The organism is Streptomyces tricolor (assembly GCF_002155905.1).
Taxonomy (GTDB): domain Bacteria; phylum Actinomycetota; class Actinomycetes; order Streptomycetales; family Streptomycetaceae; genus Streptomyces; species Streptomyces tricolor.
Genome location: NZ_MUMF01000452.1, coordinates 1 through 13804, shown reverse-complemented (window position 1 = coordinate 13804; position 13804 = coordinate 1). Strand labels below are relative to the sequence as shown.

Below are 13804 nucleotides of genomic sequence, written 5' to 3'. Positions count from 1 at the left end.
CACCGCTGTGAACATGCCTTGATCAAGTCGGGTCAAGGAAGCCGCACCGGCCGTCCTGGGCGCCTCCGCCGTCGAACTCCACCGGCACTCCACCCGCCTGGTGCCGCCGCTGCGGCCCGGCGAACACCTCACTGGAGCAGGCGAACACCGTCGCCGAACGCCTGCAGCGCAGCCTCCTGCCACAGCTGCCGGCCGTGCCCGGATGTGAGGCCGCCGCCAGCTGTGCCCCTGGAAACGGCCTGCTGTCCGTAGGCGGCGAGTGGTACGACGTCTACGACATCGAGGCCGAGCACATCGGCCTGAGCATCGGCGATGTCGCCGGACACGGACTGCGCGAGGCCACCCTCATGGCGCAGATCACCGCCGCCCTGCGCAACACGTCCCCCGCTGCGGCACCCGTCCCACCACCGTCCTGGAGGAACTAAACACCTTCCTGCGCCACTACCACCCCGGGCAGATGACCACCGCCTGCTACCTCGTCGCCCACCGCCCCAGCCGCACCCTGACCTGCGCCGCTGCCCGCCACTCGCCGCCGCTGCTCCGCCACGCCGACGGCGCCGGCACCTGTCCCGATCAGCCCCTCAGGCCGCCCCTCGGCCCCCGTTCGCGGCATCCCATACCGCCAGGCCGCCCTCGCCCGCGCCAAGGACGACACCCTTCTGCTCTACACCGACGGACTGATCGAACGGTGCCGCGAGGAGACCATCATCGTTCCGCAGCGGCTGACCGCATGCGCCCGCACCACCGTCGGCCTGGACATCGCCGACCTGTGTGAACGCTTCCTGCGGCGGCGTACGGGGGCCCAGCCCGAAAGCCGCCCCGTCGTCTGCTGCGCGTATCTCTGCCGGGCCTTGCCCGGTGCGGGAGAGTCGATCTCCTGGGCGCCTGTGGCTTCGCCGAGGCGACAACCGCCCTGCGGGCGAGGCGACGCGCTTGTTTCCCCCTGTGTGTATGACGTGCAGATGCCGGGGTAGGCGCTCGGCCGTCGGCCCCGACAGGCCGGCAGCGTGCAGCGACAAGGGAGGGAAGCATCATGACGACAGTGACTGCGGCGAAAACGGACACGACCGCGAGTGGTCTGCCGGAGGTCGCCGTTCCCTCCCAGGTGACACCGAAGGACGCCCGACAGCTGACGCGCCTGTTCTTCGACCAGCTCGCGGTCCTTGAGGAGGGCACCTCCGAGTACCAGTACGCGCGCAACACGCTGATCGAGATGAACATGTCCCTGGTCCGCTACGCGGCCGGCCGGTTCCGCAGCCGCGGTCCGGAGGAGATGGAGGATATCGTCCAGGTCGGCATGATCGGCTTGATCAAGGCGATCGACCGGTTCGAGCTCGCCCGGGAAGTGGAGTTCACCTCCTTCGCCATCCCCTACATCGTCGGCGAGATCAAGCGCTTCTTCCGCGACACCACCTGGGCCGTGCACGTGCCACGCCGCCTGCAGGAGGCGCGCGTCCAGCTGGCCCGCGCCACCGAAGAGCTGCGCAGCCGTCTGGGGCGCACGCCGACGGTGAAGGAACTGTCGGAGCTGATGAGCCTGCCGGAGGATGAGGTGCGCGAGGCCCGCCTGGCTTCCAACGGCTACAGCTCCTCCTCCCTGGACGCCACGATCAACGGCAGCGAGGACGGCGAATGTGCCCTGCAGGACTTCATCGGGACTGACGACCGGGCCCTGGAGCTCGTGGAGGACTTCCACGCACTCGCCCCGATGATCGCCGCCCTGGATGAACGGGATCGGCACATCATTCATATGCGGTTCGTGGAAGAACTCACCCAGGCGCAGATCGGCGAACGCCTGGGCGTCTCTCAGATGCACGTTTCCCGCCTCCTCTCGCGCTGCCTCGCCCGGCTGCGCGAAGGCATGCTCACCACCCGCTGACAACCGTGCGGCGACAACCTGCCGGCCCGTAATCCCTGGCGGCGTACTCGCCGTTCAGGTGCTGACGGCGTCGCGAAGAGTTTCACGGCAGTCGAGGACGGTGTCGACGCCGACGATCCGCAGGCGGCCCGCAACCGGACCGGAGGGTGCCCCGCCGACGCCCCGGACGTCCGGGGGCCAGGGGCGGCTTCGGAGGAGTTGCGCACGGCAGTGGGCGGCGTGAGGCTGGAAAGAGCGACAAGGCAGGCTCGGACGCGCCGACTCACTGTACGGCCGGAGGCGCGATAGCCGCTCGCTGAAGGTGTCTCGGGCGCGCGGCCGACGCGGTCCTTGGATCCCTGGGGGGTAGTCGGAGGCGGAGACACCATGACGAGCGAATCATTCGGCCGGCGTGAGCGCGGCGAGCAGTTCGAACTGTGTGACCAGAGCGTTCTCAAGCGCGAGAACGCGTATACGGGGCGGTACCTCGTGCTCCTCGACCCCCAGGAGGGGAAGCGGGGTATGGAGGCACTGCGTTCCCGGGCCGGTGTTCCGGGCGCGGAGCAGGTGCGCGGTGCCGAGGCGGAGAGCGCCGTACGGATACTCGAGGAGCCGGACGTGTCCGCGCTCTTCCCGGATCTGGGCGTCGCCGTCGTCGGCGTGGCACCGGACCAGCGCGAGGCGCTGGTGACGGCCGCCCAGGAGGAATCGTCGATCATCGCCGCGGAGCCCGAGCGTCTGGTCTACATCTCGACGATCACGGACCAGTCCCGGGAGGTGACGGGGTATTACCCCACCTACCGCAGCGACGAGGACGTCCTGGAGCGGCACACCACGGCGGCGATGGCCGCCGCGTTGGGCCCGGCCTGGGACGAGTCCGACCACACCTGGGGCCTGCAGGCCGTGCGGGCCAACCATTGCCGTCTGACCGGACAGGGTGTCATGGTCGCGGTGCTCGACACCGGGGTGGACACCAACCACCCCGACCTGGCCGCACGCATCGCCGGAACGGCGTCCTTCGTACCGGGGCAGTCCGTGCAGGACGGCAACGGCCACGGTACTCACTGCATCGGCACGGCCGCGGGCCCGGCGGATCCTCAGCAGCGGCCACGCTACGGCGTCGCCCCCGAGGCACGGATCCTGGCCGGCAAGGTGCTCAGCAATCAGGGCAGCGGGAGCGACGGACAGATCCTCGCGGGGATCTCCTGGGCGCTGTCCCAGGGAGCGCGGGTGATCTCCATGTCGCTCGGTGCTCCGGTCAGTCCTGGGCAGTTGTTCTCGCCGGTCTTCGAGACCGTCGCCCAGCGGGTCGTCGCCGCGGGAACGCTGATCGTCGCGGCGGCGGGCAACGACGGCGGGCCGGTCAACCACCCGGCCAACTGCCCCTCGATCCTCGCTGTCGCCGCTCTGGGCAAGGCACTTCACGTAGCGCCGTTCTCCTGCCGGGGGCAGAGTCTCGCCGGTGCCGAGATCAACATCGCCGCCCCCGGGGTGGAGGTGCGCTCCGCATGGCCGATGCCGCAGGTCTACAAAACGATCAGTGGGACCAGCATGGCGACCCCGCACGTCGCGGGTATCGTCGCGCTGCTGGCCCAGATGGAGCCGGGCGCCACGGCGCCCGAACTGAAGAAGCGTCTGATCTCGGGCGCGTACCGGCTCCCGCAGCCCCCTGAGAACGTCGGCGCCGGCCTCGGGCAGACACCGTGACGGAATCCCCGCGGGTGGACGTCGTCCTGTCCGTCGACCCCGGGCGGTTCGCCGAGACGATCCGTGCGGCCCAGGCCGCCGGCCTCACCGTGACGAGTGAGCAGCCGCTCATCGGCACGGCCGCCGGCACCATCGCCGAGGACCGGATCCCGCTGCTGCGGGCGGTCGACGGTGTGGAGGCCGTCGAACGGGACCGCACCATCCGTCTGCCACCGCCCGAGTCGCCGGTCCAGTGACGGCGGCCCGAGTCCCCCCGTGACTGCGGGTAGGGGCCGCACCGCCTCTCTGCCGGGCCGAACCCGGCGCGGCGGAGAGGCGGTTGACGGTTTTGCGGTCTCGGTGCCCAGTCAGGGCCAGACCCCGGAGAAGTCGATGCTCCGAGCCCACTCCGGGTGGTCTATCAGGGGGTTGCGGTTCCCCTGGATCGCGGCGATGGCCGCGTTGCGGTGCAACTCGTACTCGGACACGGGTTCGTTCTCGTGCCACTGCACGAGGATGGGCAGCCGGTCCGCGGGAAACTCCGTCGTCCCGTCCCCGACGGCTCCGGGATACCGCAACAGGAAGTACAGGGTGGCTCGGGCGACGGCTCCCCTGCTGTGTTCCGGCTCGAACCCCGTCTTCTCACGCATGCCGCAGTCTTCCCTCACGGCCTCGTCGAAGCCGGGGAAGTCCGTGTAGGGAATGTTGCCGCGGAAGCTGTTGCACTCCGGCTCGCACGCGAACAGGTGATGCAGATCGCCCCGCATGGGTTCCCGCTTGGCGAACCAGGACTGCGGCACGACGTGCTCGCAGTTGAAGGGCAGCGCTGCCTCCAGGGCGTCCAGCTCCGCGGCGATTACGTCCGTGCCCGCCGCTGCCTCGCGCAGCAGGAACTCCTGCAGGCCCCGCAGCCGGGCCGCCTCGGCGGCGGCGTCGGCGTGGATGAGTTCCTCCGCGGTGAAGGTCTTGCCGGAGTAGACGCTGCGCAGGAGGCGGTCGGGATGAAGATCGACCCATGGGTAGAGCATCCGCGCCGGTTTGTAGGAGGGGCGCGGCCCGTGGGTCTCCTCCAGCAGCGCGGTCAGCGCTCGCCGCAGTGTCTCGCCGTCCGAGTCGGCGTCGATGTCCGCGTAGTACGCATCGCGCGCAGCGCGGTCGTCCTCGCGGACGTAGTAGGCGCGGGTCTCCCCGAGCCGGAGGTTGAGCAGGGCCGCGGCCAGATCCTGTTCGGCGGCGTCGGCGACCGCGGAGCTTCCCGCCGCCCGTTCCGCTCGGGGAAGGACAGCGGCGGAAGTGACCGTCGGAAGCGAGCGCGCACCGGAGGTCCGGTCGGGGCCGGGCCGGTCGGGCGTCGGCATGTCGACGCCCACGGTGATCCGGAGTGGCACGGTGAGGCCGACGGCGGTGGCGGAGGTGAGTGGTGCGGAACCGGCCGGCCCGAACCCGTCGGCTCCCGGCCTCGCTGCCGCTGCCGTCTGCGGTGCGCCCTCGCCGCGCGGCGGCGTGCCCGGCGGCTGGAACAGTTCGTCGCGCAACCGGGCCGCGTTCCCGGTCAGCGTGAACCGGCTCAGCGCCTGCAGTACGCGGCTGATGCGCACTCCCTCGTTGGCCTTCCACGCCAGCCGGTGCTCGCCCATCCCCGGCCGCCAGGGCGTACCGTCGACGGCCAGGGGACGGCCGTCGGCGTCGGTCTTCGGCACGGCCGAGTGGTGCAGTGCGACGACTTCCCACTGATCGTTGAAGACGGGGGATCCGGAGGAGCCCGGCGCGGTGTCGGTCGCGTAGTGGACGAACCTGTCCAGGAGATCGACGATCTGGTTCTCGCGCAGGGCGAGCTGCTTGGGCTCGCCGTTGGGGTGCTGGATGATGTTGACGAATTCCCCCAGAATGGCCTTTCCCTGCGCCCCGTCCAGGGGCAGCCAGTCGAAGTCGGCGAGCCGCGCGCCCTGCTGATTCCGCTCGGCCACCGCGACGACGGTGAAATCGAGGTCGCGGTCGGTGGCGAAGAAGTTCTGGGGCTCGATCTTGAAGGTCACCGGGTCCAGCGGGCGCCCGTCGACGCCTGCCTGGAAGTTGAATTCGACGACGGCGTGGCTTGCTTCCTCCAGGCTCCGCAGTACGTGGTTGTTGGTCATGAGGAGAGAAGGCGACACCATGAAACCGGTGCCGTAATGCCCGCCCTCGGGTGAGCGGACGCAGACCCGCCCGATCGACCGCGCGGCCAGGTACCCGCCCTCCAGGAAGGCCACTCCGGTGAGGTTGTTCCGCCCCATGAGGCGTTCCAGGCCGAGGACGTCGGCCCCGAACGCCTCCGGTGACAGCGGCAGCGTACTGCCGGTCGTGGTGGCGGGCTCCGTCGGTATCTGTTCGATCGCCTTGGCGAGCGACCAGTCGGCGTTCAGGCGTGCCAGTCGCTTCTTGACCCGGGCGGGCTCGTCGGCGTACAGCACGCCCCGGCTCTCGATGGTCTGGAGGGTTTCCTCCCGCTGCGCGGCCCGGTTGTCGAAGCGTCTCGCGGCTTTCTCCAGCTGTGCCAGATAATCCGTTTCCGCCTGGGAAACGTGTTCTGCGGTGATCATTGAACGTCTCCCTCGCTCCCTTTGCCCCCTACCTCCCATTGTGTCCACCGACCACCGGTGATTTCCTTTCGGAGCCGTGGTCACCTGGCCCGTCAACCGCATTCCGCCGTGACCGAGCCTCGACGCCCCTCTCGTGGCGATCCGAGGGGGGCGGGCAGATGCCGGAGCAGCGCCGCACCTCCCCGCGCCTCGCCGACTGGACCTTCATCCCCTACTGGGTGCGTGAGGCGACGCCGAACATGCACGACCCGGGGCCGCAAACACTGGCTCCTGCTGCGGCGACGCAATCACCACCGATGAGGCTGCCGTGCTCCTCGACGAGAACATGCCCGCAGTCGCCCAGTACAGCGACCTGGTCCCCGAGCAACTGGCCGGCCTCCTCCGCTCGGGAAGACGGGCGCCGGAGGACCTGACGGCTCTGTGGTGGACGTGGTGAACCAGGATGACGCCGGGGCCCTCGCTGCCCCCCGCCCTACTGCTGGGAAAAGCACGGCTGGCCCCTGAACCGCTACCAGTTCCCCGGCGAGATCACCGAGCGCACCACGCCGCCCCCGGCCCGTGACCGAGCGCCGCATGGTCGCCCCGGCCGCCGACGGCAGTGTCCTCGCGCAGTTCAATAACATCCTCGCCGCGGCCGCGCCCGAGCTCGCCGGGCACGTCCGGGCCGTGCAGTTCGACGCGGACATCGGCCGCCTGGACGTCACCCCCGACGCCCCCGCGTACGGCACACAGCTGCGCTGGCGCGCACCGGAGCTGATCGAGGCGGCCAACGAGCGGGTGCAGGGTGCGAACGTACGCGCCGTCCACATCCAAGGGCCGGGCCCGCCACGGAGGCCGCCGACCCAGCCCTCCGGTGATGCCCGCCCTCCCGGGGGGAGCGCCGGACGCTGCCCGAGGGATACCGCCGGGCGATCGAGGCACACCGGCAGGCCGCCCGGCCATCCCGGGTGGCTCCAGCTATCGCGGAGGCGGTGGAGCGGCAGACCGCCGCGATGCGGGAGCTGCCGCCGGGCCTTCCCCGAGCCCGACATCGTCCCGGACGATGCGGCGGCCCCGATCGAGCATGCCCGCGCGCAGCGCCGCCGCCAGGCCGCGGCCGGGACCACGTCCGGAGCGCTTTTGGGGCGACCGGTCGGCCGCGGCACCCGTAACTGGGCCACGGTGTCGGGGAACGCGGGTGCATCGCATGTCTGGCCGGGGTGAGGAGGAAGGTGAGCGGCCTGCGGCGGCTGTCTGCAGCGAGGGGGGATCTCGGTGGTCAGCTCGCCGCGGGACCGTCCGAGGGCATGATCTGCCGGCTCACCGGCCGGGGGCCCCTCGTGACGGGCTCCGGCGGCGTGTTGATGGGCCCGGAGGATCGTGGAGTCGACCGCGACGATCCGGTCGAGGTCGCCTTCGGCGTCGGCCTGGGTGATCAGGGCGATGAACAGGCGATCCCAGGTACCGTCGGCGGCCCACTTCCGCGGTGGTCCCGCCACCGACCATCCCGCTTCGGTGTCCGGTCCGGCAGCAACGGCTCGATCCTCGCCCAGTGGGCGTCAGTTCAACGACACACATCACCCAACGATCAGATGATCCGAAGGAAATGGTCCGGCGGGCAGGAGCTGATGCTCCGCATTGGCGAGTGCAGCCTCGGTGTGACCGCTGATGGGTCGCGGAGCCGTCCGGTCCGTATGTGGTGGTTGTCGGGAGGCGGTGAGACCAGGGGGCGATGGGAACCGTTTTCCGGTTGAGTGGTCGGGATTGATTTCTGGATTTTCCAAGGAGGTGGGCCGGTGTCGAGTCTTGCGCGGCTGCCGCTGGAAGGTGGCGGGGCAATCCTGCTGGAAGAGGTCGAAGGCGCACCGCAGATCGACGGGCCGGTGAAGGCGGGCCGAGTCGGTGACGCGGTACGTGAACTGCCTCGGACCTTGCAGCAGTCGCTGATTCCGGTGCGGGAGACAGCGCGAGCTGTGCTGGACCAGCTGCGACAGGCAGGTCCGCGGGAGGTGGAGGTGGAGTTCGGGGTGAATCTCTCGGCGAAGGCCGGAGCAGTCATTACCGCCGGCGAGACAGCCGTCCACCTGAAGGTCCGCGTGGTGTGGGAGAACGGCGACTCCGGACAGGACGCCCCGTGAGGAATGCGGGGACAGGGGCGGGGGAGGAGTCCGAGGCAGACCGTGGTGGCGGATCGATCCCCGAGGACGAGAGCAGCTTGTGACGGTGAGTGAGCCGTCGGTTGCCGTATCGGTCTTCCAGGTACTTGCGTCCGACGGCGGTATTGCTGGGGCGGGATTCCTGGCCGGGGAGGACACCGGCTTCACCTGTGCACATGTCGTGCGCGCCGCCGGGCAGCTCCCGGGCGACCAGGTGGAGGTGCTCTTCCCGCATCTACCGGGCGCACCACGGGTGATGACCGACGTGGTGGCCGAGCGATGGCGGGCACCGGAAGCAGAGGACGTAGCTGTTCTCCGTTTTGGCTCGATTCCAGCCACAGCCCGGCGCATGGCAGTGGGTACGAGCGCCGGGTGCCAGGGGCACGGGTTCTTCTCGTTCGGATTCCCAGCCCAGGCACTGCGCGGCGGCCACTTCGGGTACGGCGAAGTCGGCGGCCTGCTGCCCGGGGACAACGGTGCGCAACGGCAGCTTCAGCTGACGAAGGCCAACGACCTGACCGCCGGCTTCAGCGGCGGCCCGGTAGTGGACAAAAAGACCGGCCTGGTGATCGGCATGGTCAACTCCATCGTCTCCCCCGACATCTACGGGAAAGGGCTGGGGATCGCCTATGCCACCCCGGCTGAGGTGCTGAGGGAGATCCACCCTCAGCTGGCGGAAGACCAGGCGTGCCCGTATCTGGGGCTGGAGCCGTTCACCACTGAGCACGCCGACTGGTTCCACGGCCGGGAGGCGGCCGTGGAGCGGGTACTGACGGCCCTGGGCTCCAACCGGCGGCTGCTGATGCTGCTCGGACCGTCCGGGGCGGGGAAGTCGTCGCTGGTCAACGCGGGCGTCCTCCCCGCCCTGGCGAAGGGAGCGATCCCGGGCAGCGATCGCTGGCTGTGTCTGGGCGCCCACCCCGGTCAGGACCTTCTGGCCGAACTGGAACGTGCCGGCCTGCCCGGCGCGGCCACCGAGGGCCTGCTGTCCGCCGTCGAAACCCGTCTGGCCGCCGCACCGGACCATGATCATCTGCTGCTGGTCATCGACCAGTTCGAGGAACTCCTCACCCAGGCGGCTCCCCATGCACACCGACCACTGGACGACGGTCGGCTGCAAGCCGCCGACCAACTCATGGAGCTGTGCGCCTCTCACGCAGCGGTCACCGTTCTCCTGGTCATGCGCAACGACTTCTACGCGCCTCTCGACGCCCTTGCCCCCGACCTGATGAACGCCGTGCTGCCAGGGCTGTGCAACGTCCCCGCGACCCTGAGCCGCCCCGAGCTGAAGGCGATCATCACCCGGCCGGCGGCGGCCGTAGGCCTGTCCATCGAGGCAGGCCTGGCGGACCGCATCGTCGACGATGTACTCGACGCCGGCTCTGCGGCCCGGCAAGCGCCCGTCACCCTGCTCCCCGCCCTGGAACTGGCGCTGCGCCAGCTCTGGGCCCGGCGCCGCCGCGAAGACGGCCGAATCACCCACGCGGCCTACGAGAAGATAGGCAAGGTCACCGGCAGCCTCACGGCCTGGTGCAACCGCGCCCTCGACCAGCTACCCGCGGACCGGCGTCCCACCGCACAGCGGATGCTCACCGCGCTGGTCCGTCCTGCCGACGAGACCAACGGCATTCCGGCCACCCGCCGGTCCGTTCCGCTCACCCGTCTGCGCGTACTGGCCTCCACGCCCAAGGGGACCGGCCCTGCCGGCGACACCGCGTTCGACGAGGTGTTGGCGGTGCTGACCCGCTACCGCATCGTCACCACCGGTACGAGCCCACCGTCGGACACGGGGCTCGGTGAGCCTGCGGCGGACCTCATCCACGACGCCCTCCTCCGCGACTGGGCGGACCTGCGTGACTGGGTGGCTGAGGACCACCAGTTCCAGGTCTGGCTGGTGCGCGCCGCCGAGCAGCAGGCCGTGTACACGAACAGCGCCCTTCCCGGCGACCTGTTGAGCGGCTCGCTCCTCGCGGAGGGAGAGGAATGGGCCGGCCGACGCTCGCTCCCGGCCGAGATCACCTCGCTCCTGAACGCCAGTCGGCAGCACCGGCAAGCGGCGGTACGGCGTACCCAGCGCATCAACGTCGTCCTTGCCGTCATGCTGGCGCTCGCACTGCTCGCTGCGGGTGCCGCCTTCCACCAACAGCGGGCCGCGACCGCTGCCCAGCACGAGGCGCAGTCCCGTCAGCTCGCCGCACAGTCCGCCAATCTGGCGAAGTCGGACCCCGACCTGGCCTCCCTCCTGGCTGTCAAGGCGTGGCAGACCAGCCACACGGAGGAAGCCGCCGCCGCGCTCTACGGTGCCCCCGCCACCCTTCTCCGCCACCGCCTCGCCGCACACACCCAAGAGGTGGACTCCGTCGCGTTCAGCCCCGACGGATCCACCCTCGCGACCGAGAGCTCCGACGGCACCGCACGCCTGTGGGACGTCAAGAGGGGAACGTCGCGTGCCACCCTCGCCCACACGTCGGCTGTGGCGTTCAGCCCCGACGGCAGCACACTCGCCACCGGAAGCGTCGACGGCGCTGTGCACCTGCGCGATGCCATGACCGGCAGGTCCCGCACCGTTCTCACCGGCCACGCCTATACCGTGATGGCGGTGGCGTTCAGCCCTGACGGGGCCCTCCTTGCCACCGCAGGGTGGGACGGCACCGCGCACCTCCTGGATGCCAGATCCGGCAGACTCCGCACCTCTCTCCCCGTCCATGCCCAGTACGTGACCTCCGTGGTGTTCAGTCCCGACGGCACCACCCTCGCCACCCACTCCGTGTCCAGCGACAACGAGGACAGGCTGAGCTTGTGGGACACGAGGACCGGCGCACTCCGCGCCACCCACGGCGGCGGCGAGCGCAGCCTCGCACAATGGATGGCGTTCGACCGGCGCAGTACCACCCTCACCACTGACTGCGCCGACAGCACCTGCACATGGAGCGCGAGGACCGGAAGACGTCTCACCAAGGTCACACTGGATTGGGTCGTGACCAGCCCCGAAGGCGGCGCGCGCGCCGTCAGCAGCGACGGCAGGACGTACTTGTGGGACGCCAGGTCCAGCCGCGTCCGCGCCACCATCGCCGACGACTACGTGCAGGACGTCGAGACGGTGGCGTTCAGCCCCGACGGCAGCACCCTTGCCGTAGGGGGCGGCGGGGGGCCCGTACGCCTGTGGGACGTGAAGACCGGCCAGTCGTACGCCACCCTCACCGGTCACACCAAGCCGGTCGAGACGCTGGCCTTCAGTCCGGACGGCACCACCCTGGCTACCGGAAGCAAGGACGGCACCGTACGCCTCTGGGACACCAGGGTCGGCGTGTCCCGTGCCACCTTCACCGGCCCCTCCCGCGAGGTGACGTCGGTGGCGTTCAGCCCGGACGGCACCACTTTGGCGACCGGTGGCGACGAGGGGTCCACACGACTGTGGGATGTGAGGACCGAGCGACCCCGCGTCACGCTCGCCGGCCACACCGAAGGTGTGTCGTCGATCGTGTTCAGCCACGAGGGCTCCACCCTCACCAGCGCGAGCTGGTCCGGCGGCGTACGCCAGTGGGACTCCAAGACCGGCACACTTCGCCTCACCAACCTCGCCCACCGCCTCCCCGGGTACAGATGGGCGGTGAAGATCAGCCCCGACGGCGCGACGTTCGGCATGACAGGCAACGACGGCGTCAGCCGCGCCGACGGAACCACGCACCTGTGGGACGTGACATCCGGCAGACACCACGCCAAGCTCGACGGCTCCCTCCCCACCAGCGGCATGAACTCCGTCGCGTTCAGCCCCGACAGCACCACGCTGGCCATGGGAGGCGCCCGCGGGGCCCTTCACCTGTGGGACGCGAGGACAGGCAGACATCGCGCCGCCTTCACGGGCACCACCGAGGACATGACGTCGGTGGCCTTCAGCCCCGACAACAACACCCTCGCCACCGGCAGCAAGGACGGCACCACACACCTGTGGGATGTGCAGGACGGTGCCTCCCGCGCAACCCTCACCGGTCACATCGACGCCGTCACGGCGCTGGCCTTCAGCCCCGACGGCGAGACCCTCGCCACCGGGAGCGAGGACGGCGCCCTGTTCCTATGGGACGCGAGGACTGGTAAACGACGCGCCACCTTCACGGGTCACATCGAGGGCATCAACTCGCTGGCGTTCAGCCCCGACGGCGTCCTCCTCGCCGCCGGTGGCGAAGACGGCACCACACGCCTGTGGAACGCGGACCTTCCCGACGCACATGAGCTCGCCGGCTCGATCTGCAGGAGGCTGCACCGCGACTTCACCAAAGCCGAGACCGCCCAGTACCTGCGCGGCCAGGACGTGGGCCCTGTGTGCCCTGGTCTCACGTGATTGAGTCGTCCCAGGAAGGGTGCGGGGTACAACGCCGATGGAACGACTGCGGCCCGTGGTGCCGTAATCCCGTGCAGCGTCGGCAACAACATGACCGCCGTTGTAGCGACCTACCGCATCGCTTGGACGGGTGCCTATCCGCCCAGGGAGCGGCGGAGGATGTCGTGTTCCTGGCGGTGCTGCCCGCGCGGGGTGTGGGTGGTGACGCGGGCCTGGTGGGTCTGTTCGGCGCGTAGCCGGCTGCCGTAGTCGTCGGTGGCGCGCAGGAGTTGGGCCGGTGCGGGGGGCTGGGGCCAGCACTGGAGGAGGTAGTGCTCGGTGATGGTGTCGGGGGGCGAGGTCGACGGCCTGGTCGCGGCCGCGGGCGTGGACGCGGAGCCGGTAGGTGCCGGGGCCGGCCGCGGCGAGGTCGGGGAGGTCCTCGTCGAGGTCGGTCATGAGGGGGGTGACCTGGAGGGTGCCGGTGGGGGAGTGGAGGGAGATCTCCGCGATCTCCTCCCACTCCCCGGCATCCGGCGGGGGCGGCTGGCGGTGGGCGGTGACCGTGACGTCGACGTCGCCGGAGTGGATGCCGGTGTGGACGGTGGCGTCGCCGGCGGTGATGCCGACGAGCCCGGTGTGCGAGGCGTCCGTCTCGTCCTCGGCGACGGGTCCGCCGGGGTCGGTGACGAGGAACTGGTGGTAGTGGACGCCGACCGGGCCCTGCCCGGTGGTGAGGGGATCGGTCACTGCGGTTGCCCCTGTCGGTGGACGGTTACTTGACCCAGACCAGGAACCGGCCCTTCTCGATGATCCGGTTGTAGGCGTAGATGGTCCTCAGGGCGTTGCCGCCCTGTCTGCATTGGCTAGTTGCCGGACCGGCACTCACGCCGCGATGGAGTCCGCCACGGCGCGTACGACGGCCGCCGCGACGACGTAGTGGAGGGGCGGGCCAGGGGCGAACCGGGGCCGGGCGCGTGGCGGAGCCGGCGGATCAGGCCGACGGGGTGAACACCGTCCTGCGCGAGACGCCCGCCGCCTGCCGTGGCGATCCTGCAGGCCCTGGCGTGACCCGGCGGAGTCGCCGAGGTCGCGGTGGGCCTGGCGAGGTAGATGCCCATCCTGTGGAGGTCGGTCGGTAGCAGCCGACTGCCGGTGACGGGCGGTGAGGCGGGCGACGGCGACGGAGCGGTACTCGTGCCGGCGGCGGGCGAGCGCGGCGAGGAGT

11 protein-coding genes and 1 pseudogene are annotated in these 13804 nt (G+C 70.3%); 11 read left to right on the top strand and 1 reads right to left on the bottom strand.

Annotation, left to right across the window (positions count from 1 at the left end):
* The first annotated feature begins 194 nt into the window (after nucleotides 1–194).
* From CCN44_RS43500 to CCN44_RS29330, 6 genes and pseudogenes are all read left to right on the top strand, one after another.
* Entirely contained in the window at nucleotides 195–425 is a 231-nt protein-coding gene (locus CCN44_RS43500) for a SpoIIE family protein phosphatase (RefSeq protein ID WP_158103166.1), read from the top strand.
* Nucleotides 413–562: pseudogene (locus CCN44_RS47910) on the top strand (SpoIIE family protein phosphatase); the annotation flags it as partial. The gene CCN44_RS43500 and the pseudogene CCN44_RS47910, both read left to right, overlap by 13 nt.
* Complete coding sequence (locus CCN44_RS47905) at nucleotides 516–974, top strand: SpoIIE family protein phosphatase (protein ID WP_086700927.1); 459 nt, start codon at nucleotides 516–518, stop codon at nucleotides 972–974. The pseudogene CCN44_RS47910 and the gene CCN44_RS47905, both read left to right, overlap by 47 nt.
* A gap of 59 nt (nucleotides 975–1033) precedes the next feature.
* Nucleotides 1034–1879, top strand: a complete 846-nt coding sequence (locus CCN44_RS29340; protein ID WP_059246612.1) for an RNA polymerase sigma factor SigF — start codon at nucleotides 1034–1036, stop codon at nucleotides 1877–1879.
* A 366-nt stretch (nucleotides 1880–2245) separates the two neighbouring features.
* The gene (locus CCN44_RS29335; protein WP_086700904.1) at nucleotides 2246–3565 is read left to right on the top strand and encodes a S8 family serine peptidase; all 1320 of its coding nucleotides are present in this window, start codon (nucleotides 2246–2248) and stop codon (nucleotides 3563–3565) included.
* Nucleotides 3562–3801, top strand: a complete 240-nt coding sequence (locus tag CCN44_RS29330) for a hypothetical protein (RefSeq protein ID WP_086700902.1) — start codon at nucleotides 3562–3564, stop codon at nucleotides 3799–3801. The genes CCN44_RS29335 and CCN44_RS29330 overlap by 4 nt, the downstream gene beginning before the upstream one ends.
* A 111-nt stretch (nucleotides 3802–3912) precedes the next feature.
* Here the strand turns inward: CCN44_RS29330 and CCN44_RS29325 are convergent, their stop codons facing one another.
* Nucleotides 3913–6123 carry an endonuclease gene (locus CCN44_RS29325; protein WP_059246615.1) on the bottom strand — a complete coding sequence of 737 codons (2211 nt, stop codon included), beginning with the start codon at nucleotides 6121–6123 and terminating at the stop codon, nucleotides 3913–3915.
* A 307-nt stretch (nucleotides 6124–6430) separates the two neighbouring features.
* On the opposite strand from CCN44_RS29325, the gene CCN44_RS47500 reads away from it, so the two are divergent.
* The 5 genes from CCN44_RS47500 (at nucleotide 6431) to CCN44_RS43485 (ending at nucleotide 13359) form a co-directional block, all read left to right on the top strand.
* Nucleotides 6431–6559, top strand: a complete 129-nt coding sequence (locus CCN44_RS47500) for a hypothetical protein (RefSeq protein ID WP_272935216.1) — start codon at nucleotides 6431–6433, stop codon at nucleotides 6557–6559.
* A gap of 137 nt (nucleotides 6560–6696) precedes the next feature.
* The gene (locus CCN44_RS29320; RefSeq protein WP_237481320.1) at nucleotides 6697–7326 is read left to right on the top strand and encodes a DciA family protein; all 630 of its coding nucleotides are present in this window, start codon (nucleotides 6697–6699) and stop codon (nucleotides 7324–7326) included.
* 530 nt (nucleotides 7327–7856) lie between these two features.
* A complete protein-coding gene (locus tag CCN44_RS29315) occupies nucleotides 7857–8240 on the top strand; it encodes a CU044_2847 family protein (protein WP_244203985.1) in 384 nt (127 codons plus the stop codon).
* A 79-nt stretch (nucleotides 8241–8319) separates the two neighbouring features.
* On the top strand, nucleotides 8320–12597 hold the full coding sequence (locus CCN44_RS29310) for an nSTAND1 domain-containing NTPase (RefSeq protein WP_086700899.1): 4278 nt from the start codon (nucleotides 8320–8322) through the stop codon (nucleotides 12595–12597).
* Between the two features lie 318 nt (nucleotides 12598–12915).
* Nucleotides 12916–13359, top strand: a complete 444-nt coding sequence (locus tag CCN44_RS43485) for a hypothetical protein (protein ID WP_086700896.1) — start codon at nucleotides 12916–12918, stop codon at nucleotides 13357–13359.
* The last annotated feature ends 445 nt before the right edge of the window (nucleotides 13360–13804 follow it).

What these genes read in the sequence shown, in the direction of transcription:
- CCN44_RS29320 (WP_237481320.1), top strand. Translation starts at nt 6,697, where the DNA reads ATGGTCGCCCCGGCCGCCGACGGCAGTGTCCTCGCGCAGTTCAATAAC.
- CCN44_RS29335 (WP_086700904.1), top strand. Translation starts at nt 2,246, where the DNA reads ATGACGAGCGAATCATTCGGCCGGCGTGAGCGCGGCGAGCAGTTCGAA.
- CCN44_RS29325 (WP_059246615.1), bottom strand. Translation starts at nt 6,123, where the DNA reads ATGATCACCGCAGAACACGTTTCCCAGGCGGAAACGGATTATCTGGCA.
- CCN44_RS29340 (WP_059246612.1), top strand. Translation starts at nt 1,034, where the DNA reads ATGACGACAGTGACTGCGGCGAAAACGGACACGACCGCGAGTGGTCTG.